The sequence below is a fragment of the Paenibacillus sp. JZ16 genome (assembly GCF_015326965.1).
Lineage (GTDB): Bacteria > Bacillota > Bacilli > Paenibacillales > Paenibacillaceae > Paenibacillus_AQ.
Window position 1 is genome coordinate 7,169,070 of sequence record NZ_CP017659.1, and the last position, 21,864, is coordinate 7,190,933.

Consider the following 21,864-nt stretch of genomic DNA (forward strand, 5'->3'; position numbering starts at 1 on the left):
GTAATATGATTCATCTGTATTTAGACGACTGGCGCCCCAATCCGAAAGGATTTGCGCTGGCACGAAGCGGGGAAGAGTGTTTGCTGATGCTCCGTGAATGTGAAGTGGATGTTCTGTCCCTTGACTTTGAATTGGGACATGGCCAAATGAACGGCGGAGACGTGGTTGCAGCCATGATCGCCGAAAATCTGCAGGCCCGAGAAATATATTTGCATACCTCAAGCCCATCTGGCAGAAGAAAAATGTATGAGCTGCTCTATGAGCATATGCCGGAAAGCGTCCGGGTTCACAATGGACCGATGCCGGAATCCGTTCTGCGGGAAGTCGCCCAGGGTTCAAGATGATAGAGGTAACGCAGCGTGAATTGACGGAGAGGCTTGAATGGCACGAGCGCCTGACGAAACGGGATGCGAATGCGGACCCAGTCATCGTATTTTTGCATACGCCATTATGCGGCACATGTGCCGCTGCGCGTAAGATGATCAACATTGTAGAACATGTGGTGCCGGATGTACAGCTGCTCGAAGCCGATGTGAACTTTCTTCCGGACATTGTGGAACGGTATCAAATCCGCAGTGTTCCTGCATTGCTGGCTATTCAGTCGAGTCCCCTCCCCGCACCGGAGGTGCTGTACCGGATGGGTTCCGTGCAGGATATCGTGAGTTTTGTGAGGAGCGTGAAGCCATGATTTCGCTACAGCATTTGTCGCTCGTCAGAGGGAGCCGTCAGATTCTGGATGATGTTAGTATCAAGATGAAGCCGGGACAGAACTGGGCCATCTTGGGCAGGAACGGATCAGGCAAAACGACGCTGCTGGAAATGATGACAGGATATATGTTTCCTTCCAGCGGGCGTGTGGAGGTCCTTGGCCATGTTTACGGACAATGCGACGTTCGTGAGGTCCGCAAATCGATCGGCTATATTAGCCAGTCGTTATTGGAGAAATTGACGCTGAGCGACCCGGTCTGGGAGGTTGTGGCAACAGGGGCTTACGCCTTTCTGCGCTTCTACCAAGACATACCGGAAGAGGCCAGGAACCAGGCCCATGCCCTGTTGAACGAAATGAATTTCGGCCATCTGGCGGAGCAGCCTCTCGGAATATTGTCACAAGGTGAACGTAAAAAGGTAATGCTGGCACGCTCCCTCATGGCCGATCCGAAGATTCTGATTATGGATGAACCGTGTGCGGGCCTGGATTTGTATGAACGGGAGAAGATGCTGCAGGAGATTGACAAGCTGAGGCAGCGCGAAATTACGGTTGTGTATGTCACGCATCATATCGAGGAGATTGTCCCTTTATTTACTCATGTGGCGCTCATGAAAGACGGCCGCTTAACGGGTGCGGGAACAAAAGAAGACGTATTAAACCATGAACTTATCAAACAAACTTATGATATCGACGCTCAGCTGGAATGGGATGGCGGACGTCCCTGGATCAAAGTTATTTCTGGAGGTTAATCCGTTTGGATGAATTAAATGTTATGCAAGAGCTTGAGGAACAGAATCAAAGTCATCGGGATTTTCACAGCAAGTGGGTATGTACGGCAAACCATGGGTTTGCTCCTTACGCCCAAGAAGAGCTGCGCCGGATGTTTGGCAGTATAAAGAGCACGATGATGATACCGGGTGAGGTGTTTTTGGCGACAGTCGGCAGCTCCGAAGATGAGGCGAAGCGGCTGATTACGTCTTCCCCGCCTATTTTTCTGCGGCATTTGTTTCCGGTACATCTGGAGGTGACAGCCGATACCGCTGACGATGCACTGCATGCTGTCGTTGAGCATGTCATGAAGCGGGAGGAAATCGGCCGCAGCCGTGTATCCATCCAGATCCGAAAGACGGAGAACAGCTCGTGGAAGGAAAACCCCGCGGCCCTTCGGGATGAATTACAGCATCGCTTGGCTGCGCTAGAACTTGAATACACGGTACAGGCACCGGAGTGGATCATTTCACTATTCGCTGCCGACAGTGTCTGGTATGTGGGCGTGTCACGGCCGGAGGACAACCTGTCGGATTGGAACGGAGGCGCCGTCCGCTTTCAGCGGGAAGAGGGACAAATCTCAAGAGCCAAATTCAAGCTCCTTGAGGCGGAGAAGCAGTTCGGAATTCCGTTTGATTCCTTCCGCAAGGCTGTCGATATCGGAGCAGCGCCTGGCGGATGGACCTCCTTTTTATTGGAGCGCGGCCTGCAAGTTACGGCCATTGATCCGGCGAAAATGCACCCATCCCTCGATGGTCACAAAAACCTCCGCGTGATTCACAAGAATGCAGCGGACGTATCGTTTAGAGATTCTGAGTTTGACCTGTTGGTGTGTGATATGAGCTGGAGTCCTAAACTAATGGCCAGAATGGTAACCGGGCTGCTGCACAGTCTTCAGACGGGCGGCACTGCTGTCATTACGGTTAAGCTGCTGACTAAGAAACCGATGGCGCTGGTGAAAGAGATCATGTCGGTGTTTGAAGAGTCCAGAATGCAGATTCAGGGAGCAAAGCAGCTGTTCCACAATCGGGACGAGATTACGCTTTATATGATTAAGTATTAAAAAACTCTTTACAAGTCAATGTATCTTGTTCTATAATGATTCCAAAATTAACCAACGACAACGATAGGGAAAGCATCCCGCTATTCATCACGATTCAGTGATGTGGCGGAGTGCTTTCCTTTTTTTGTTGTGTTTGTAAGTCAGGGGAGAGGGCGTTGAAATGAATCAGCCTTGCAGATTAGTACATGGGGAAGTGTTGGGCGAGCGTTACGTGATTGACCGCGTGATCGGTGAAGGGGGCATGAGTTGTGTATATCTGGCCGAGGATCTGAAGCTGCCCGGGAAGAAATGGGCAGTGAAGGAGAGTTTGTCTGAACCCGGTATGCAGCGCACCGTTCAGGACGAGGCACAACTTCTGATTAAACTCAGTCACCCGCGTCTGCCGCGCATTGTCGATTTTTTTCATGCACAGGCTACCGGCTACACCTATTTAGTTATGGATTATATTCAGGGCATGACATTGGAGAAGTACTTTCGGGGATATCGAGGGAATGTGAATCCGGACTTCATCATGGAACTGACGGAGCAACTGCTGGATGTTCTGGAGTATCTCCATAATCACGAACCTCAGGTTGTATTCCGGGATTTAAAGCCATCAAACATTATGCTGACCGATCAGCTGGAGGTTCGACTCATCGATTTTGGAATCGCCAGAAGCTATAAACAAGAGAGTGGGGAGGATACCGTCAAGCTGGGCACGGTTGGATTTGCGGCGCCGGAGCAATACGGAGGTAGGCAAAGCGATGCGAGATCGGACCTGTATGGGCTTGGAGCGCTTCTGCTTTATCTCTCAACCGGCGGTAAATTCAGTGAATGGATAACGGGCGTGGAGCGACATATCCGTGGCGATTTGCCAAGAGAACTTGTACCCGTTATTCGAAAGCTGCTGCAATATGCTCCGGAGCATCGATATCAATCCGCGGCAGAAGTTCGTTCAGCGCTCAGTCGGCATCAGCCGATCACTGCGAATATATCAAGTGCTCAGTCCAACACGCTAGCCGGGACGCTTGTGACAGCCGTATTGGGGGCATCATCCGGTGCAGGAACAACCCATAGCTGTATCGCATTCGGGCATTACTTGGCTTCAAGGTACGGGAAGGTAGCGATCGTAGAAATGAGCGCAAAATCTACCGCCTTTACCCGGATTCAGGAAATTGCCGAGGGCGGGAAGCTGGGGTCTATCCGAAAGTTCGAAATCAACGGGATTCACTTTTGGCGGCAAACAGCCAGAACGGAAGTTATTTCGCTGCTCGGGGGCAGTTACGATGCGGTGGTGTTGGATTTGGGAGCATACCGGGACAGCGAACGGCTCGAGGAGTTTCTTCGGGCCGATCTCCCTATCGTTATCGGATCAGGAGCGGAGTGGCGACAGCATGATGTGGTAACGCTGGCCCGGATGCTGTCAAGACATCCTCAGCCGGCCAGGATCTACGCACTGCCACTTGCTGGGGAAGAAACGATTCAAGAGATGAGAAGAACGCTAGGAACGAATAGAGTTCATTCCTTGCCCCTGCAATTGGACCCGTTTGAATTGCCTGACAGCAGCCGGGAGGCATTTGCACAGTTATTTCTGGATTACCTGCCGCGGGCAGAAAGGAAGCGAAGATTCAGGTTTCTAAAGAATTAACTGCATATGAACTGAAGGAGATGAAGCAATGCCAATTATCAGGAGGCGCAGCCGCAAACTGATATTTGCTGGCTTAGCCGGCGCAGCCGTAACAGGTGCCGTATGTGCCGGCGCAATGTTGTATTATGTGCACGGCTATAAAGAGCAGCAGAGTATAGAGCGTACTAAATACGAGCAGCGAATCAAGGAGCTTGAAGAGACGCAGCTTCAGCAGCTCAATTCAATGAAGGTTGCATGGGTCCCGTTAAAAGATATTCCGCCTGGTCATTTCATCGATGCAAAGGATATTAAGGAAGTGCGTTTGCCTGATGACGGTTCTTCCGGCAATCTGTTCTCGGTCAAGGAAGAGATTGCCGGGAAGGGGGCCAAGATCGAGCTGCTGCAGGGAACACCGATTACCCGCTCGATGCTCTTTGAAGAAGAGCCGACACCGTCCGATCTTCGTCATCGGGAGATGAAGTCCGTATATCTGCCAAGCAATTTACGCCAAGGGGACGTGATCGATGTAAGGGTTCAGTTTCCAAGCGGACAGGATTACATCATTTTATCCAAGAAGAAGATCGACAGGCTTCAAAATCCGGCGTTTTGGACAACGTTAAGCGAACGGGAGATTTTATTGCTTTCCAGCGCTTTGGTGGATGCTTATCTGCATAATGCCACGCTCTATGCACTCACCTATGTAGAGCCGGAACTTCAAGAGAGAGCAATACCTAATTATCCTCCGAACGCTGAAGTAACGAAGCTGATTGCAAGCAACCCGAATATTGTGAAGAAAGCCGAGAAGTTTTTCGAAGTTACGCTGCGAAACACGCTGGAAGAGGATTTAAGCAAGCTTCAGCCGAATCAGCAGGCACAGGTATCCGACATGCATCACAACTCCATCTTCGCTAGTGGGGCAAGAAGTCCAGACTCCTGGAGTCCTGCGTCCAATTTAAGCTCCCAAACGAAATCTTCAACGGATACAAAACGGAATACTGCTGACATCCGTCTTGACGACGAGGCAAATACAGAGACTCCGCTCCGTGAAGAGCGGGATTCAGAAGCGGAGCAGATTCTGGGATCATCCGGACCGCCAGAAGCCGAGGCGGGCAGTGATAAGGAATCAGAAGAAGCGGAGTTGATATTCTCAAGTCCTTAGTAAAGACAAAGCTAAGCCCTAAGAACAGATGAGCAATTGAAGGAGTGTAATCAAAGTGAAGACGTGGATATTTACAGGTATCTGTGATAAGAGCGACATGCTCCTCTATATGTGCAAAATATTAGCCAATGGAGACAATAGGGTACTGCTCGTGGATGGTGCGATGGATGCGAAGTACAAACATTGCATAGGCGTGATGCACCCGAAGTTGCCGGTTATGGAGTTTGCCGGATTCGACGTGGCAACCGGATTTGAGAATTATACTTCGCTCATGGACTATCTGGAAGAAGCAGACGAGAAGAAGTACGACTATATCGTCATGGACGTGGAGAAGTCGGAATTCCTGGACAAGATGCAGTGGGATACAGCAGATGCCCATGTTTGGGTTAGCGGGTTCGAGGTAACCGGACTGCGCAAGAGTACGGCTTTGCTTGATGAACTAAGAGCCGCAAGAACAGATGATCCGCTCCCTCCTTTCCATCGGGTATATGTTCAGGTCATTGAAGATTTGATGGATGAGTCCTATATAGAAGGTTATCTGGAAGACAGCCGGATTCAGTGGCTGGGTCCTCCCGTGAAAATGCCGTGGGATGAATTGTTCTTCGCCTTGAAAATAAAAAATGAACATGCAGGAAGACTGGGTATCAAGCCATTATCCAGACAGTATAAACGATCGCTTACCGAACTTCTCCGCCTGTTAACGGAAATGGAGCAGCGGCATATTCGCCGGGCACTTCGGCAAGCAGGAAGGAGGCATGCATGAGTCTGATTGCTGTATGGAGTCCCTTGAAAAGCGGCAGCGGCAGTACGATGCTGGCCTCGAGTTTACCTATCGTATTGGCGTTTGAATATCAGGTCAAAGTGCTGCTCGCCCATGGTGGACATGCAGGGGAGCGAGTGGAACAAGCTTTTTCCTTTAAGCAGGAATCATTTGATTTTATGACAGCATTTCAAGATACCGGAATGGATGCCTTGGAAAGACTTTGTACAAGCGGGAGGCTGAACCCGGAGAATGTACGCAATTATACTTTGCCGCTCCTGTCTGATCGGCTAGATCTTTTATGTGGACCGAAACTAATGTCCGCCGATGATATACAGACCACAAGCAGTGCGGAGGACAGAAAACAGGCGGAACTTATGACCAGAGTTATGGAGTTCTCCAAGCGAAGTTACGACGTCACGGTGGCCGATGCAGGTAATGGAGATCCGGGAGCGGTAGATCGCGCGATACTTCAAGCTGCCGACTTCATCGTGGTTGGTTTGAATCAAAATTTGCATGTACTGGAGAATAAGCTTGAACAGGAGGGGCTACCCCCTGAACTGAAGGACAAGGCAAGCCTATATATCGTCGGCAAATATGACCGGGAGAGCCATTGTACACTGCAAAATATCAAGCGCCGCTTTGGCATCAAAACGACGGTGCTTGGTGTTCCATATTGTTCCGGCATGACGGATGCATGGAATATGCGCTCCGTTATGCCTTATATGCAGCGAAGTCGGAGAGGCGCTGACCTGAAACGGATGAGCTCACTGTATGTTGCCGTTTGTAACTTGGCGGATGCCGCGGCTGAACATCTTGGTCTTCCTTCCGGCGGTTCGAAAGCGGGAGGCCAGCATGCTCTTGGGTAATTCCTTTAATACGATATGGATCATCATCATTATTTTGTTTGTACTGCTGTTTGTATATCTGCGTTATTTGGATACCCGAAAACCGACCGCTGCTATTTCGCGGGGGTCCGACCCTTATTCTCTTGAAGCCATGACTGCGTTTGTTAAAGAAAGCCTCCATCAGCTGACGCACAGCCAGTTGTCTGATTTAGGGCTGCATGAAGAGGAGTATCGCCGAAGGCTGAACAAGCGAAGTGAATTGAGAAGTGCCCTCAAGGGCTGCGTATCCGGAGATGTGCTGGATAAAGCTTATGTAAAGGATTTTTTAAAGCAGCTGCTGGTCAGAGATCTGGGTTTGAACGAGTCCAACATTCATGCGGCCATTCCATTCGAAAACCTGACCGAGTTAACAGCCCAGGATCAATTCGAGATCATCTTATACCTGTATAAGCAGAGGCACGGAGAGAATGCTTTATCCGTACTTCTTGAGACGTATGATCTTGCAGGGCCTCGCGTGATTCCCGGTTATGGAGAGGGCAGCGTATATGCGGTAACCGCAGAGGATATTGCGTATATCTATGAGTCAGAGCAGCGACCGCTCTTGTTTCCGGAGAAGCTTGATATCGTCGTTCAGCGCATTTATCAGCAGTACAAAGGCTTTTCCGTCGTGGATGAAATCAGGGATCAACGGATCGACGGGATCAGTGGCGGGGTAAGTGGCATTTCTGTCAACCGTGACAGCGGACAGGATATCTTTCACGACCAGGATGAGTTTTTGGGGCTTGGCTTTTCAAATATCGAATCACCAGCAACAGGCTGCGAGAGTGTCTGGATTTTTTATCGAGGGGTGTCGCTGCATCTAGCTTTTTTATCGTTTGGTTCGATGCTGGAACTGAAGAGAGTATGTCAAAACATATACAAATACAATCATCCCGGGCAGCTTTCAGAAGCCAGCGGTTATAAAGTGAATGAGATGAAAGATGGCTCCAGGGTCGTTGTGGTTCGGCCCCCGTTTGCCGAGTCCTGGGCGTTCTTTGTCCGCAAGTTTGATCTGCCCAAGGCTTCGCTTGATCAGTTAATTACGGGAAACGGTTCGGAATTGGTAATCGGTTTGTTGAGGTATTTAATGAAAGGCAGCCGGATTACGGCAATCACCGGTGCGCAGGGTTCCGGAAAAACAACGCTGCTCATGGCGATGGTGGGTCATATTTATGCCTCCTATACCCTTCGGGTGCAAGAGATGGCCTTTGAGCTGCATTTAAGGAAAATCTATAGCCGCAGAAATATTCTCAGCTTCAGGGAAACCGAGCATATTAGTGGGCAGGCCGGTCTGGATCTGCAGAAGAAGACGGACGGTACCGTTAATATTCTTGGTGAGGTTGCCAGTGACGAGGTAGCGTCATGGATGATACAGATGTCTCAAGTGGCAAGTTTGTTTACCGTGTTTACCCATCATGCCAAGACATTCAAAGACCTTGTACAATCCTTGCGCAACTCCTTGCTCAAGAGCGGCGTTTTCAGGCAAGAGCATATTGCAGAGCAGCAGGTGGTCAGCGTGATCAACTTTGACATTCATCTAAGAAGAGACGCTTACGGTAACCGCTACATAGAACGTATTACAGAGTGCATCCCGGTTGAGAAGGGATCCCTGCCACCATTCGAGGGAACTTCAGAAAAGCGCTGGAAGAACAGTATGGAGGAATATTTTCAGTTAAGTACAGAACATATGCGGAGATTGAACGAAGTAAGTTATTTCGTATCTCGTAATGTGATTGAATACCGGGACGGTAGCTATATCGCTGCCGCCAAGTTATCCGAAAGCAGTGTTCGCGAAATGACGGAGCATATGCATCCGGAAGATGCCGAAGAATTCAGAGTGTTTCTGGCTTCGGGTTGGGGGGAACAAAGTGTCCTCTAAAGAGGTATTAATTCTGATTTTAATCATATCTTTGGCACTATTTTCCATCACATTCGGTATCGTGTCGTGGATGAACAGAAGACGAGGGTATGGTGAGGTAGCTGTCGTAGAGGTTGATGCGGGCGAGGTAAGGTCATTGCGCGGGATGTACCGGCAATGGTTTCAATTGGCCTATAGGTATGGAATGAAGCTTCCTATAATCGAAGCCTATCTTAAACGGATCAGACAGCGGATCGCGATCATGCATCCCTATGACGAAATATCACTCCGGTTTGAAACCGTGAGATTAGCCTTCGCGATTACCGGTACGATCGGGTTAACCGCCATGCTCCTTATATGGAGTCATCCGGACCTGGGGTTTATTGTCATTGTTATTCTTGCAGCAGCGGTTATTAACAATATGCTTGTTGAGATGTTCATTAACCGACTGGAACGAAAAATACTTGTCCAATCGGTTGATTTGTTCTCCTCCGTCCGCCATCACTATCAGCAGCATGGAATGGTAGAGGAAGCTTTGTACGAGGGAGCGGAGACTTCAGGGCATGAAATTTCTATGCATGCTCATCGGATCTATAATGCCTTGGTATCCAACGATGCTGATGACGAGTTGGAGAGGTATTATGAGGTAGCGCCGAACCGATATCTTAAAGCGTTTGCGGGTATTTCACATCTTGTCATGGAGTTTGGTGATCATGCGAGAAAACAAGGCTCTATCTATCTGCATGGCCTAAGCGGGTTGACCAAGGAGATCCAATTGGAAATATTGCGCAGAGACAAGCTGGATTATTTAATGAAGGGCTTGAATGTGATTGCGTTGGCTCCGGTCTTTTTCACCAAACCGATTGAACGCTGGGCCAGGAGCAGTTTTCCGTCGATGGATGAGTTTTATATGAGCAAGCTCGGGTTTATGACCAAGATATCGATTTATATCATCATTCTAATCTCTTACATCTTGCTTCAGAAGCTCCAGCAAAATCGGGAAACGGATTACCGCGCAGAGGTTCAGAAGATGACCCTGGAAGAAAGAATGTACCGGATTGCTGTTATGCGTTGGCTTGTGAAGGTAATGGCTCCGACACCCGGTACGGTGAAATATGACAGGCAGGTACGCTTACTAAAGGAAAGCAACGCGAGAATCAAGTTCGAATGGCTCTATATCAGAAGGGTGACGTTCTTCTGCCTGGCTTTCTTCCTGTCGCTATCGCTGGCTACAGGTCTGCATGTGCAGGCTAAACATCATCTGCTGTATGTCCCCGTTTCTTTGAATCATTCCCTGTTCGGCCAGATGAATGAGATCGAGCGTCGGCAGGCAGAGGAAACGGTTGAGCGCGATCGGCTGCTAATGGAACAATTGCATATGTCGCCGGAAGTGACCGATGATCAGGTCAAGCAGATGATTAGTGAGACAGATCCTACTTCATTGACCAAGGAACAAGTTGAGATCATAACCGATCGAATTATGACTAAACTGCAGCGCTATGACAGCGAGTATTTGAAATGGTGGGAGCTGCTGCTATCCTTTCTGGCAGGTGTGGCTGCATATGCGGCGCCATTATGGCTGCTGCATTTTCACCGGAAAGTACGCAATATGGAAATGAGGCATGAAATTTATCAATTTCAAACGGTCATATCCATACTGCGCGGAATGGAGCGCATCTCGGTTGAGGCCATATTGGAATGGCTTAATCGGTTTGCTGTTATTTTTAAGATTCCCATTCAAAAAAGCTTGCTTCATTACGAACATGGCGCCCAGCTGGCATTGCTGGAGCTGAAGGAAGACGTCTGGTTTCCTGAATTTCAGCGGCTGGTGGACAAGCTGCTGCTTGCGGTAGATAAAGTACCGATCAAGGATGTTTTTGATGACCTCGATGGAGAAATGATATACAGTTTCGAGCGACGCAAGCAGGAGTACGAAGCGATGATCGATACGAAGGCCGCATGGGGGCGAATGATCGGTTTTACTCCGATGTATGCGTTGATCTTTATGTATCTTGTTATCCCGCTTATCGGCATGAGTTTCTCCCAGATGGAAACGTATTATGAGCAAATTCAACGATTATAACGATACGTGGATTGGCTCAACCGGAATCATGATCGACAGGATCAAAAAATAATTGAAAGAATGAGGGAGATTTCAATGAATAATGCATCATCCGCTTTAAAGGTTGCAGCAGGCATATTTCTGACCATAGCACTGATTACCATTGTTGTTATTTTGTTTATTTCGGCGCAGGAGGCAACCAAAACCGCTCAAAACAATTTTTCAGATATTCAGACAGAGTTGTCCCAGGCAGCATTTACCGTGTATGACGGAACAACCATCAGCGGTTCTCAGGTGACAAACGCACTGCGTAAATACAAGGATAAGGATCAATTTGGAGTTTTCATAGCAACAGGGAAAAATAAAGCAGGGCAATGGTACGGCAATGTGTTGGAGAAGGACGGTTCGATTCTCAATCCGGATTCAAGACAAGGGAATATCGAACTCGTCATGGATGAGAAAAGCCCAGAGTACGTCAATCCAAGCGGCAAATTTAAGGCGACCATCGTTAAGGATGATTCTAACGTAATCAGAGGCATTAAATTCGATCAATAGTTATGAATGGAAAGGTGACTTGCCTTGCGTGGACAAACGATAAGCGCACTTGAATTGGCAGCAGCAGTGGCATTATTTCTTGGCGCAGCCCTGTATGCCTTCCATATTCAGACGATGGTGGATGGCGGTATATCAGCCGTAGGCAGAATGACTCAGGAGCAGCATGCGGGTGTGATCACCGTAGAGATGACGAACGAGAACAGAAAGCTCATTTATAAGGGAAGCGAAGTCGTATTCACGCTGCGAGAGGTTCAAGCTGGCGGCTTCAATATGTATGTGGATGGCGTGCTGTTCCAATCAGGCAGTAATCCGGAGGAACTGGATCTTTCGATCATAGATATGGAAGCCCATTATGATGCGGAGTACGTTCGGAGGATCGATGGAGAAGTGGAGAGCATCCAGTTTGTAAAAGTGAGGTAACAACAATGTCAAACTCGGTTTCGAAATGGTTTGCTGCCTTTCTAGCTCTTCTTCTGCTGTACTTGGTTCCCGCAGGCGAGATGGCCAGAAGACAGGATGATCTGTCACGACTCGTTGTTTATCAATCCGTTACCAAATTCGTGGACAGTGTTCGTACGAAGGGGTATATTACTCCGATCATGTACAATGACTTCCTGCAAGAGCTGGCAGCCACCGGGAACATTTACAATGTGGAAATGGAACATCATCATAAGAAATACCACCCGGAATATGCCGATCCTTCAGATCCTGGAACATTCTTGAACCGCTATTCCGTCGTATATGATGCTTATTATCAGGAAGATGTTATGGGTTATCTATTCCCGGAGTCGAATGTCGATAAACAGGATGACAGACGCCGATACCGTCTAACGGCTGGAGATCACTTTCAGGTAAGTGTCAGTACTCTGAATCGAACACCCGGATTGATCATGTTCGATGCGTTGACCGGATCAAATTCTGGTGGCAAAGCAGCAATCGCATTTCCATACGGAGGTTTGGTACTGAATGAAGATTACTGATCTTGCCATCGTATTTACCGCCGTGTTTTTCCCCATGTTTATAATTCTGGGCATGCGTGCCGAGAGTTTAGAGGATGTCCGGTACGTAGAAATGAAATATTCGGCTGCTCTGCGTACAGCCGTTCAAGACGGCGGGATGATGCTGAACGATAATGAGACCCAGGACAAAGAGTCGGCATATGATTCTATAAAATTTATGCGTGCGGATAAAGAACGAGCGCTGGAGTCCTTTTCCCGGACGCTGTACATCAATATGGGGATCGCGGATGATCCGGCTGCTCAGTCTGCTCTGTGGTGGTATATTCCTGCTATCGTTGTTCTGGATTATGACGGGTTTTATATGTATGTTTCACAAACCTTCACCAACGCGTATGGGGAGGAGCTCATGGAGCATAGATGGACACCCAAAATCCCTTATGCCTGGAATGATGGCAGGGCCAACAGCATCCAGTTTACATTGGATTCCTTCGTTCAGGTATATGAATCAGGCGGAGGATCTTCCATCTGGCACTCCGGCTATCGGGAGGATCTGAGCGGCAGGACGGGTATAGCTTTGCTGGAAGACAAGGACAGGTTTGAACAAGTCAGACGGATCACGATTGTGAATTGCGTTCAAGATCATCTTGCTTATTACATACAGCGGCACAACCAAGTGGCGCTCCGAAACGGAGTAACCTATACGTTCGCGCTTCCGTTGATATCCCAGGAAGAGTGGGTGAATACGATGGATGACATCGGTATGATGGCGTTCATTCAAGGCGTCCCCATGGGCGATCAGTATTATAATAACTATGCCCTTGGAGGAGGCAGACTTGTTAAAGCTCCTGTTTATTTTGGAGGGGTGGATAGTAGGGGGTTCAAATATTATTACCGTGATGTCTGTCAATTCAACTATCGCGTGGAAGAAGTGTTCCCGAGTGCCAAAGACGCAGCGGCAGCAGGATATCAGGAGAAAAGCTGTTCTAATCCCGGTGTCCTCTAATCCCTGAAAGTTATGGTTTCTGCCGGACTCCATGATGTGATACAATAAACTCTTGACTGTGTATATTTCGCTAAATTAACATGAAATAAGTTCATTTTATACAGACAGGAGTTACTATAGCCATGAGTTTATTGACTGTAGAGAACGTATCACATAATTTCGGGGAACGTACTCTATTTAAGAATGTATCCTTTCGTTTGCTGGCAGGCGAACATGTTGGTTTGGTTGGAGCAAACGGCGTAGGCAAATCAACACTAATGAATATTTTGACCGGGCAGCTGTTAAAAGACAGCGGCAAGGTGGAATGGACACCGAAGATCCGGTACGGATACCTGGACCAGCACACCAAGCTGACACCTGGCAAAACGGTTCGCGATGTGTTAAAGGATGCCTTCCTGCCTCTACTGGAGCTGGAAAAAGAAATGATGGAGATCACCAATAAGATGAGTGATGCTTCTCCTGAAGAGTTGGAGCTGCTGCTCGAGCAAATGGGTGAAATTCAGGAGCAGCTGGATATCGGGGATTTCTACATGCTGGACGTAAAGGTTGAGGAGATGGCGAATGGTCTTGGGTTATCCGTCATTGGCCTGGATCGCGATGTCGCAACTTTAAGCGGGGGACAGCGTACCAAAGTACTGCTTGCGAAGCTTCTTCTGGAGAAGCCGAATGTACTGCTGCTGGACGAGCCTACCAATTATCTGGATGTTGAGCATATTGATTGGCTCACTCAATATTTGAAGCAGTACCCATATGCTTTCATTCTGATATCCCATGATACGGAGTTTATGAACCAGGTGGTGGATGTGATCTATCATCTGGAATTTGCGAAATTAACTCGCTATACAGCGAACTACGAGAAGTTCCTGGAAATGGCTGATATCAATAAGAACCAGCATATTGATGCTTACGAGAAACAGCAGGAGTTCATCAAGAAACAGGAAGACTTCATTCAGCGGAACAAGGCTCGTTATTCCACCTCTGGCCGGGCGAAGAGCCGGGAGAAGCAGCTGGATCGTATGGAGCGGATTGACCGTCCGGAGGAAGCGGCTAAACCTGTGTTTAACTTCAAGGAAGCCCGTGCCAGCGGTAAAACGGTATTTGAGGGAATCGACTTTGAGATCGGATACGATCGGCCATTGCTCCCCAAAATGAATATCCTGATCGAGCGTGGAGAGAAAATTGCTATTGTAGGCTGTAATGGCGTAGGTAAATCAACGCTGCTGAAGACCATACTTGGCAAAATTCCAGCGCTCTCGGGGAAGACCTATCAAGGGGATTTTTTGGTGCCTGCTTATTTTGAGCAGGAAGTACGTCCAGGGAATATTACGCCGATTGATGATGTGTGGAACGAATTTTCCCATTTGAACCAGCACGAGGTTCGTGCAGCGCTTGCTCGCTGCGGGCTCAAAAACGAGCATATTACCCGTCCGATGAAGGCACTTAGCGGCGGAGAGCAAGCCAAGGTCCGTCTGTGTAAGCTTCTGATGCGCGAAAGCAACTGGATTCTGTTTGACGAACCGACGAATCACCTTGACGTTGTGGCTAAGGAGGAACTAAGACGTGCTTTGAAAGAATATAAAGGCACGATTCTGCTGGTTTCCCACGAACCTGAGTTTTATGAGGATTGGGTGACCAAGATCTGGAACGTCGAAGATTGGTCCAACCAGAATTCCTGATTCAATCAGAATCCCCACCCTGCCCTCAGCAGGATATATGAAATGAAAACTTTGATTAGAATGAATGTATTAGTATTTTTATAAGGAGGATGGGCAGATTGCTGCCTGTCCTCCTTTGGTATATCCGGTAAGATGGACATTCGGTTTATGGTTTATTTGTGATATGCTAGAAACAACCTGAAATGAACGGAGGAGATGTTGATGGAAGACATGGACTTATCCATCGGGGCATTATTATATGAAGGGGATTCGCATCCATAGCCCCGTTAACCCGTGTAATTCCCTTCTGAAGGGGAGACGTATTTAAAATGAATTCAGAACATAACTCCAGTCAGGGAGAGGACGTCGTGCTTTCTCCTGAAAAGTCGGTTGTACGGCAGGGCCAGATTGTGTACCGCCCATCAGGACCTTGGACGCCGGCTATACACTCATTGTTGCGGCATCTGAGGCAAACAGGGTTTACATCGATTCCGGAAATTATAGGCTCTGGATGTAATGAGAAAGGCCAAGAGATGTTAAGTTACATCGAAGGCGAATTTGTTCATCCCGGGCCCTGGAGCGACGAAGGCATCATCGAAGTAGGACAATTATTGCGTAAACTTCATGACGCTTCGGCTACATTTAAATCGCAGCCCGGGAGTGTCTGGAAGCCGTGGTTCCTGCGTGAGCTGGGTGACAGCGGACTTGTATACAGCCATGGTGATATTGCACCTTGGAATATGGTTACCCGTGATGGGATGCCAATTGCATTAATTGACTGGGAATACGCCGGACCTGTACATCCGCTCGTCGAATTAGCCCGTGTGTGCTGGCTCTTTCCGCAGCTGCACGATGATGATGTTGCGGAAAGAGTCGGTTTGCCGGATGCTAATGCCCGTGCAAGGCAGCTCCGTTTAATGGTTGACGCCTATGGCGTCGATCCGTCCCTTCGAACGGCCCTGTTTGATATGATCGTTGAGGTGGTCGTTCGGGAAACGGCAGAGGAAGCGATTGAGCTGCAGGTCACGCCGGAATCGGAAGGCCCTCTGTGGGGATTGGCCTGGAGGGCGCGGAGTGCAGCCTGGATTATGCGTCATCGCGGTGTCCTAGAGAAGGCGCTGAATACAAGGTTGTTTTAGGCTGAAATAGTAAACAGCCCATCCTCTTCGGGGGATGGGTATTTCTAATCATAGGTTGTCATTTAAAAACTTCGTGAAGTCTTCTCTTATTCGTAGAAGATTTGCAGATATTGATCGGAGGATAATTCATGTCTCGTTTAAACGATAACAGGGAGGAAGTAAATCGTACGTTGCCTCACTTCATGGCAGCCTCGGAGTCCACGGACCGCGGTGTCACAGTTCCTATGGAACGAGAGGATCGATATTCTAGACAAGAGCGGTTTACCCCATTTGGAAAAGAAGGTCAGCTTCGCCTCCGAAAGAGCCATGTGCTCGTTCTTGGTGCCGGGGCGCTGGGAAGCGCCGTAACGGAAACTTTGGTTCGCGCAGGTGTCGGGCATGTAACCATCGTGGATCGGGATTACGTGGAATGGAGCAATCTGCAGCGTCAGCAGTTGTTTACCGAACAGGACGCGATCGATCGATTGCCGAAGGCCGTAGCAGCGGCTAAGCGCTTATCTGCGATTAATTCAGACGTTATCGTGGACGGTATCGTTATGGATGTACGTGCGCAGGAACTGGCAGTACTCAGTCAAGGCGTTGATTTGATGATGGACGCTACCGATAATTTCGGAACCCGGCTGATCCTGAACGACATCGGATTTAAGTATGGAATCCCGTGGATTTACGGAGGCTGCGTCGGATGTTCAGGCATGAGTTACACATTTTTACCGGGAGAGACGCCATGCTTGAACTGTCTGCTTGGGACGATTCCCTTGGGCGGCGACACCTGCGACATTAACGGAATTCTTCCGCAAGCGGTACAGATGGTCGCTGCTCATCAAACGATGGAAGCGATGAAGCTTTTATCGGGGCATCGACATGTTCTTAGAAAAAAGATGCTGTCCTTCGATTTGTGGCGTAATGAACGGGTGGAGTTTGGCGTAGACCGAGCGAAAAAATCGGACTGTCCCACATGCGGGGAGCATCCGAAATATCCTTACTTGACGGCTGAACACGCGGATAAAAGCGAAGTGTTGTGCGGCAGGGATACGGTGCAGATCAGGCCAGCCAGACCCCTGCAGCTTCAATTGGACGAAATGGCTGAGCGGTTGAACAAGCTTCATCAAGGAAAAGCAACCGTAACGCCGTATATGATCATCTATCAGGTGAATCCACATCGTTTGGTTATATTCCGGGACGGCAGAACCCTGGTGCATGGCACATCGGATATCGCCAAGGCCAGGTCGTTGTATAATCAATATGTTGGTGGTTAATCTGAAACTAACCCAACGTTACTTATCTAATCCATCAATATCAAAAGGAGGAGTCGCAATGGACTCCTCCTTTTTGTGATGTTTAAGCCGGGTTATTGCACGATTAATTGAAAACCGTTCTGAATGAAAAACAAATCAGGATGAGCGATATTTTTCGTTGTCAGATTGTTAAATGTTGCCGACCCATTGCCCGTATAGGTGTAAATTGCCGCACCTGGATGAGGATTCGAGAATCTGGAGGATGTGACCCCGTCAAGCCCCGTACCGTCAATATGGATGTTGTTAAATACGATGTTCTGAAAACCGCCGCCATAACCAAGCTGAACGGCACTGCGCTGGGTGTTCAGGATATCGATGTTGGTAAACGTGACATTGCGGATCGCATCATTTGACGCTTCCAGATCGATGGCGCCGCGCTCCCCATCGTACAGGTCTTTACTGGTTCCACTCCCAATGATCGTGGTATCGGAGAACAGAATGCCGGTATTGTTCTGGAAATGGTAACCCGGGAACACGGTATTCATTCGAATACCGGAACCGCCTACGGTGTCAACAATCAGGTTGTGAGTAGCCTTATGACCGCTTCCCCCAAAGAATGCGATAGCTGCCGCACGCCAATTATTTTCGATGGTGTTATAAGAGAAGTTGTTGTTAACGCCCGCAGGCGCGCCATTCACGTTACTCGTCCATACGGCGAGACCATCGTCTCCGTTATTACGAATGCTGCTGTTACGTACAGTTGAATGGCTGGTTCCTTGGGCAAAATTAACACCGTCGGCAAGATTATTGCGGATCCGGCTGTTTTCAATGATCAGCCCCTCCGCGATGATGGCTGGGGTATGCGCATAATCGCCTACCCAGAACCCACACTCAAAATGTTCAACCCACACATTGTGGATTTTGGAGTTAGTGCCGAAGTTATCCATAAATCCCTTGTAGACTGCGTTTTGATTATAACGTGAACGCAGATTTGAGTTGAGGTAGATATGGCTGAAATCAAGCTGACCCGCGATCCGAAGCGATATCCCGCCAGAAGCGGCATTCGGGTTGGTAAATTGAATGTTTGTATGCCAAATGCCTGCCCCTATGATCTTGATGTCATCAATCATATTCCCAACCGAGCCGATCTTCCACATGTTGCCCAGATGGAATGTCCCCTCAGGAATGTATAAGGTTTTGCCGGTTGAAGCGGCAGCCTGCACAGCATCTTCAAACGCCGATAGGTCATCTTGGCCGTCGTTCGGCGTTGCACCGAAATCCGTTACGGATACCGAGTTAGCCGGGCGGGCGATTGCCGCGGGGACCGGCTCGATTTCGATAAAATCAACGCCATATTCCAGGTTATCCGCATTGGATTTCTGAATACGGATTTGGTCACCCGGCTGGAGCGGCGTATCCATCTTCCAGTGTACTTCATCGAACCGGAAGAGCGGGCGTCCTCCACCTGGGGCGTCTGCAGGATGATCGCTGGAAAAATACTGCCAGCTGTAGTAAGAAGTTAATGGAACGGTTTTTTTCTTCGCACCATTTACATAAACGTCGAGCGAGCCGGTTAATCCCATGCCGTTTGATGAGTCCGGCATCGTATAGCGCATAGTGACGCCGGCTCCGCCCTCACCTGGTCGAACCGTCCACTCCAGATTGGACCCGTTGGAAGGAAGCGCGACATAACGCTGCCCGGATGCTTCCGATGCTGTGAGCGCTTGATCGAATGTCGGTGCCGTCTTCAGCTGAGCTCCGCCGCCGCGTAATGCATCATCCGTATCGTATCGGGTATATGGCATACTGGCACCGCGAGCGGAATATACCGTGAGATTCGCCTGGCTGACGTTGTTCTCCCGTTTGAGGGGTACTTCGTTTGTGTCGGGTGCCACGGTTGTTGTTACTGTATAGCTGCCATTTGCCGCTGTCCATGTGCCCGGAATATGGATAGGAGCAGAGGAACCTGCAGCGAGGGCGCCATCATAACTTCCGGTTAAGGTTTGAATCGTTGAACCGGCCGGATTTTTCAGAGCGACGGATATCGCATGGGATCCGCTTGCCGTGGCTTTGTTGCCCTGGTTCTTAAGATTAACGGTAAAGGCTACTGCGTTCCCTGCGACTGGAGTGGCGGGTGTCCATTGTACAGTTCCTACCAAATCGGAACTTTCAACGGCACCGATGACGAGCGGGGACGCATGCGAATAGCTGTTATTTTCATCATTCTGTTCCATGATTTCATTATCCTCATCAACCTTGGCATTGACGGAATAGGATCCAGCGGCCTTGGTACCGACTTGTAGAGTTACCGTGGTGGAAGCACCTGCCGCGAGCGGAGCTACCGGGGAGGAGCCTGCTTTATCCGCATTTAAGTAATAATTGAGCGTCGTAGCCCCGGCTTCCACGGCCCCAATGTTTTTAACCGTAGCACGGAGTGTAATGTCATCGTTTTCAATCGGAGAAGATGGGGTCCATGACATATCCGTAATGGTCAGGTCCGGATTCTGGGCGGCTGTGCCGTAAACTTCGAATTCCGCAATCTGCCCGGCCGGTGCGCCGGTATTGGACGTTATGTTTAATTGAAGACGTTTCACGGTTGCCGTTACGGGAATCGTCACAAAGTTGCCGGACGCGGGGTTGAACGTATAGGACTGCGTCGATACCAAATTGCTAAAATTTGTTGTGCTCTGATCATGTCCGAGCACTTGTATGGTTTGCGTGCGCGTGCTCCATGCCGGAGAAGGATTCAGCTTCAGTACGATGGAGGTGATATCGTGATTCGTTCCCAAGTCGAGCGTCAGGGTGCTTGGATTGCTTCCGCCTTCCCAGTAGGTTTGGATGTCGTTGTCGTTAGCTTGGGTTGCAGTGTACGTAAAGGTGCTTGAGGAGGCGGTAATCGGTTTGCCGCTGGCGATATTGTTTCCCGTTGGAGGTGTTGGCGGGGAGACCGATGGTCCATAAATCTCGAACTCAGACAGCTGCGCAGCCGGCCACGTCGTGTTGCTGGTTACGGTCAGGCGAACATATCTCGTGCTCGCTTCATCAAAACGGATGGTCACCGAGTTTCCTGATGTAGAGGGGCTAAATTCATAGTCGGCCGAGTCCGCCAAATTGGAGAATGTCGAACCGTTCGAGCTGCCTTGTACGGTTAGCGTTTGTGTCCGAGACTCCCAGGTGGCAGGAAGTTTAAGAACGACCCGGTTGATGCTGGTGTCAGCGCCAAGATCGATTTGAATCCACTGCGGAAACGCATGATTGGTGCTTTCCCAGTACGAACCCTGATTGCCATCGATAACGTTAGCTGGCCCGTAGGTTTGGGATTGACCGCTTGCTGTTACGGCTTTGCCAAGCGAGAGGTTGGTTTCGGCTGCTGCCGAAACCGGGGTTGGCGGCACTGCGGCACTGCATACGATAGATATCAGCATAGCCATGACAAGAGGCCATACCACGAGTTTGTTGCGCATGTTATTTTCCTCCTCCAGAGTGTTCACTCGATACTTTTCGATTAAATGAGCTAATCGGCGAAAATATCCCCCTTTCCTAATCCTTTATCCCATTATAAAAATAGCGCCGCTTCGGAGATAAGATGTATTACTACGGAAAACGTGCGTGATCCGAGCATCTTTTGGAGTGAAAGCAGGATGAAACAGCCATACTTACATTATTAAGCGTTGAAAGCGGGGGGGAACCCGTGGAGAAAGTAATACTGATCGCGGCAGATCATCAAGATCGGGTCCAGAGCGTTATGGAGATATTGGAACAATCGGGCTATAAGGTTAAACATGTCATGAATTATTCGGAAGTGGTCGCCGTTTTGCAGCGTTCAGGCGCAGACCTGCTGCTTATCGACAGCAGATTGCCGGGTATGAGCGAATTCAATCTCGTGGAGCGATTGACGGGCAAAAGGGAACAGATCCCGATCATCATCATCGGAAATGACGGTTCTGATGAAGCCATTCAGGCATTGGAGGCAGGTGCCCATGACTACATCCCTAATGATAGAGATACAAGGGAGCTGTTGGCGCGTATTGCCAATTTACTGAAACTATTTCAGACTGGTCGCATGGAACAAGAAGAAGTCATCCGAATCGGAGATCTGGTGATCGATCCTCTGAGCCGGAATGTATCCCGAGCAGAGGAAGCGATCGAGCTGACTCATCGCGAATATGATCTACTGTTGTTTTTGGCTAGAAGGCAGGGGCAGGTATGCACGCGTGAGGATATATTAAAACAGGTGTGGGATTACGATTTCCATACAGGCACCAATGTGGTAGATGTTTATATTCTTCATCTGAGAGAAAAAATCGATCGAGGACGCAAACAAAAGCTGCTGCGAACGATTCGGGGAACCGGATATAAACTGCTATCGGAGGAAGAAATCAATGCTGCAAGCAAAAAAGACCGCCTTCCGTGAGAGGAAGACGGTCTTTGATATAATTCTAATTC

At 49.0% G+C, this 21,864-nt stretch carries 19 protein-coding genes; 18 read left to right on the forward strand and 1 reads right to left on the reverse strand.

Annotated elements, in window-relative coordinates:
* Positions 1-5: 5 nt before the first annotated feature.
* From BJP58_RS32215 to BJP58_RS32295, 17 genes are all read left to right on the forward strand, one after another.
* Positions 6-344 (forward strand): cyclic-phosphate processing receiver domain-containing protein, encoded by a 339-nt coding sequence (locus BJP58_RS32215; RefSeq protein ID WP_194542061.1) that lies wholly within the window; start codon positions 6-8, stop codon positions 342-344.
* Positions 341-688, forward strand: a complete 348-nt coding sequence (locus tag BJP58_RS32220) for a thioredoxin family protein (RefSeq protein WP_194542062.1) — start codon at positions 341-343, stop codon at positions 686-688. Before BJP58_RS32215 ends, BJP58_RS32220 begins: the two co-directional genes overlap by 4 nt.
* Complete coding sequence (locus BJP58_RS32225; protein ID WP_194542063.1) at positions 685-1,458, forward strand: ABC transporter ATP-binding protein; 774 nt, start codon at positions 685-687, stop codon at positions 1,456-1,458. Before BJP58_RS32220 ends, BJP58_RS32225 begins: the two co-directional genes overlap by 4 nt.
* Positions 1,459-1,463: 5 nt before the next feature.
* Positions 1,464-2,540, forward strand: coding sequence for an SAM-dependent methyltransferase (locus BJP58_RS32230; RefSeq protein WP_194542064.1), 1,077 nt, complete (start codon positions 1,464-1,466; stop codon positions 2,538-2,540).
* A gap of 160 nt (positions 2,541-2,700) precedes the next feature.
* Positions 2,701-4,167: a serine/threonine protein kinase gene (locus tag BJP58_RS32235; RefSeq protein WP_194542065.1), complete on the forward strand. Its 1,467-nt coding sequence runs from the start codon at positions 2,701-2,703 to the stop codon at positions 4,165-4,167.
* Positions 4,168-4,195: 28 nt separating this feature from the next.
* Entirely contained in the window at positions 4,196-5,305 is a 1,110-nt protein-coding gene (locus BJP58_RS32240) for an SAF domain-containing protein (protein WP_194542066.1), read from the forward strand.
* A 55-nt stretch (positions 5,306-5,360) separates the two neighbouring features.
* Positions 5,361-6,068 (forward strand): hypothetical protein, encoded by a 708-nt coding sequence (locus tag BJP58_RS32245; RefSeq protein WP_194542067.1) that lies wholly within the window; start codon positions 5,361-5,363, stop codon positions 6,066-6,068.
* On the forward strand, positions 6,065-6,934 hold the full coding sequence (locus BJP58_RS32250) for a CpaE/TadZ family protein (RefSeq protein WP_194542068.1): 870 nt from the start codon (positions 6,065-6,067) through the stop codon (positions 6,932-6,934). Before BJP58_RS32245 ends, BJP58_RS32250 begins: the two co-directional genes overlap by 4 nt.
* Entirely contained in the window at positions 6,921-8,831 is a 1,911-nt protein-coding gene (locus tag BJP58_RS32255; protein ID WP_194545138.1) for an ATPase, T2SS/T4P/T4SS family, read from the forward strand. Before BJP58_RS32250 ends, BJP58_RS32255 begins: the two co-directional genes overlap by 14 nt.
* The gene (locus BJP58_RS32260) at positions 8,821-10,893 is read left to right on the forward strand and encodes a hypothetical protein (protein WP_194542069.1); all 2,073 of its coding nucleotides are present in this window, start codon (positions 8,821-8,823) and stop codon (positions 10,891-10,893) included. Before BJP58_RS32255 ends, BJP58_RS32260 begins: the two co-directional genes overlap by 11 nt.
* A 75-nt stretch (positions 10,894-10,968) precedes the next feature.
* Positions 10,969-11,427 carry an ABC transporter permease gene (locus BJP58_RS32265; RefSeq protein ID WP_071218212.1) on the forward strand — a complete coding sequence of 153 codons (459 nt, stop codon included), beginning with the start codon at positions 10,969-10,971 and terminating at the stop codon, positions 11,425-11,427.
* Positions 11,428-11,451: 24 nt separating this feature from the next.
* A complete protein-coding gene (locus BJP58_RS32270) occupies positions 11,452-11,847 on the forward strand; it encodes a hypothetical protein (RefSeq protein WP_233354819.1) in 396 nt (131 codons plus the stop codon).
* A 5-nt stretch (positions 11,848-11,852) separates the two neighbouring features.
* The gene (locus BJP58_RS32275) at positions 11,853-12,407 is read left to right on the forward strand and encodes a hypothetical protein (RefSeq protein WP_194542070.1); all 555 of its coding nucleotides are present in this window, start codon (positions 11,853-11,855) and stop codon (positions 12,405-12,407) included.
* On the forward strand, positions 12,394-13,389 hold the full coding sequence (locus BJP58_RS32280) for a hypothetical protein (protein ID WP_194542071.1): 996 nt from the start codon (positions 12,394-12,396) through the stop codon (positions 13,387-13,389). The genes BJP58_RS32275 and BJP58_RS32280 overlap by 14 nt, the downstream gene beginning before the upstream one ends.
* A gap of 122 nt (positions 13,390-13,511) precedes the next feature.
* On the forward strand, positions 13,512-15,065 hold the full coding sequence (locus BJP58_RS32285; RefSeq protein WP_071218209.1) for an ABC-F family ATP-binding cassette domain-containing protein: 1,554 nt from the start codon (positions 13,512-13,514) through the stop codon (positions 15,063-15,065).
* Positions 15,066-15,373: 308 nt separating this feature from the next.
* Complete coding sequence (locus BJP58_RS32290; RefSeq protein ID WP_194542072.1) at positions 15,374-16,183, forward strand: aminoglycoside phosphotransferase family protein; 810 nt, start codon at positions 15,374-15,376, stop codon at positions 16,181-16,183.
* 182 nt (positions 16,184-16,365) lie between these two features.
* Positions 16,366-17,439 carry a ThiF family adenylyltransferase gene (locus BJP58_RS32295; RefSeq protein ID WP_233355178.1) on the forward strand — a complete coding sequence of 358 codons (1,074 nt, stop codon included), beginning with the start codon at positions 16,366-16,368 and terminating at the stop codon, positions 17,437-17,439.
* Between the two features lie 92 nt (positions 17,440-17,531).
* Here BJP58_RS32295 and BJP58_RS32300 read toward each other — a convergent pair whose 3' ends face one another.
* Entirely contained in the window at positions 17,532-20,882 is a 3,351-nt protein-coding gene (locus BJP58_RS32300; RefSeq protein ID WP_194542074.1) for a discoidin domain-containing protein, read from the reverse strand.
* Positions 20,883-21,109: 227 nt separating this feature from the next.
* Between BJP58_RS32300 and BJP58_RS32305 the strand changes: the two genes are divergently transcribed.
* Positions 21,110-21,832 carry a response regulator transcription factor gene (locus BJP58_RS32305; protein WP_194542075.1) on the forward strand — a complete coding sequence of 241 codons (723 nt, stop codon included), beginning with the start codon at positions 21,110-21,112 and terminating at the stop codon, positions 21,830-21,832.
* Positions 21,833-21,864 lie beyond the last annotated feature (32 nt).

What these genes read in the sequence shown, in the direction of transcription:
- BJP58_RS32215 (WP_194542061.1), top strand. Translation starts at nt 6, where the DNA reads ATGATTCATCTGTATTTAGACGACTGGCGCCCCAATCCGAAAGGATTT.
- BJP58_RS32220 (WP_194542062.1), top strand. Translation starts at nt 341, where the DNA reads ATGATAGAGGTAACGCAGCGTGAATTGACGGAGAGGCTTGAATGGCAC.
- BJP58_RS32225 (WP_194542063.1), top strand. Translation starts at nt 685, where the DNA reads ATGATTTCGCTACAGCATTTGTCGCTCGTCAGAGGGAGCCGTCAGATT.
- BJP58_RS32235 (WP_194542065.1), top strand. Translation starts at nt 2,701, where the DNA reads ATGAATCAGCCTTGCAGATTAGTACATGGGGAAGTGTTGGGCGAGCGT.
- BJP58_RS32240 (WP_194542066.1), top strand. Translation starts at nt 4,196, where the DNA reads ATGCCAATTATCAGGAGGCGCAGCCGCAAACTGATATTTGCTGGCTTA.
- BJP58_RS32250 (WP_194542068.1), top strand. Translation starts at nt 6,065, where the DNA reads ATGAGTCTGATTGCTGTATGGAGTCCCTTGAAAAGCGGCAGCGGCAGT.
- BJP58_RS32255 (WP_194545138.1), top strand. Translation starts at nt 6,921, where the DNA reads ATGCTCTTGGGTAATTCCTTTAATACGATATGGATCATCATCATTATT.
- BJP58_RS32265 (WP_071218212.1), top strand. Translation starts at nt 10,969, where the DNA reads ATGAATAATGCATCATCCGCTTTAAAGGTTGCAGCAGGCATATTTCTG.
- BJP58_RS32275 (WP_194542070.1), top strand. Translation starts at nt 11,853, where the DNA reads ATGTCAAACTCGGTTTCGAAATGGTTTGCTGCCTTTCTAGCTCTTCTT.
- BJP58_RS32280 (WP_194542071.1), top strand. Translation starts at nt 12,394, where the DNA reads ATGAAGATTACTGATCTTGCCATCGTATTTACCGCCGTGTTTTTCCCC.
- BJP58_RS32285 (WP_071218209.1), top strand. Translation starts at nt 13,512, where the DNA reads ATGAGTTTATTGACTGTAGAGAACGTATCACATAATTTCGGGGAACGT.
- BJP58_RS32290 (WP_194542072.1), top strand. Translation starts at nt 15,374, where the DNA reads ATGAATTCAGAACATAACTCCAGTCAGGGAGAGGACGTCGTGCTTTCT.
- BJP58_RS32295 (WP_233355178.1), top strand. Translation starts at nt 16,366, where the DNA reads ATGGCAGCCTCGGAGTCCACGGACCGCGGTGTCACAGTTCCTATGGAA.
- BJP58_RS32300 (WP_194542074.1), bottom strand. Translation starts at nt 20,882, where the DNA reads ATGCGCAACAAACTCGTGGTATGGCCTCTTGTCATGGCTATGCTGATA.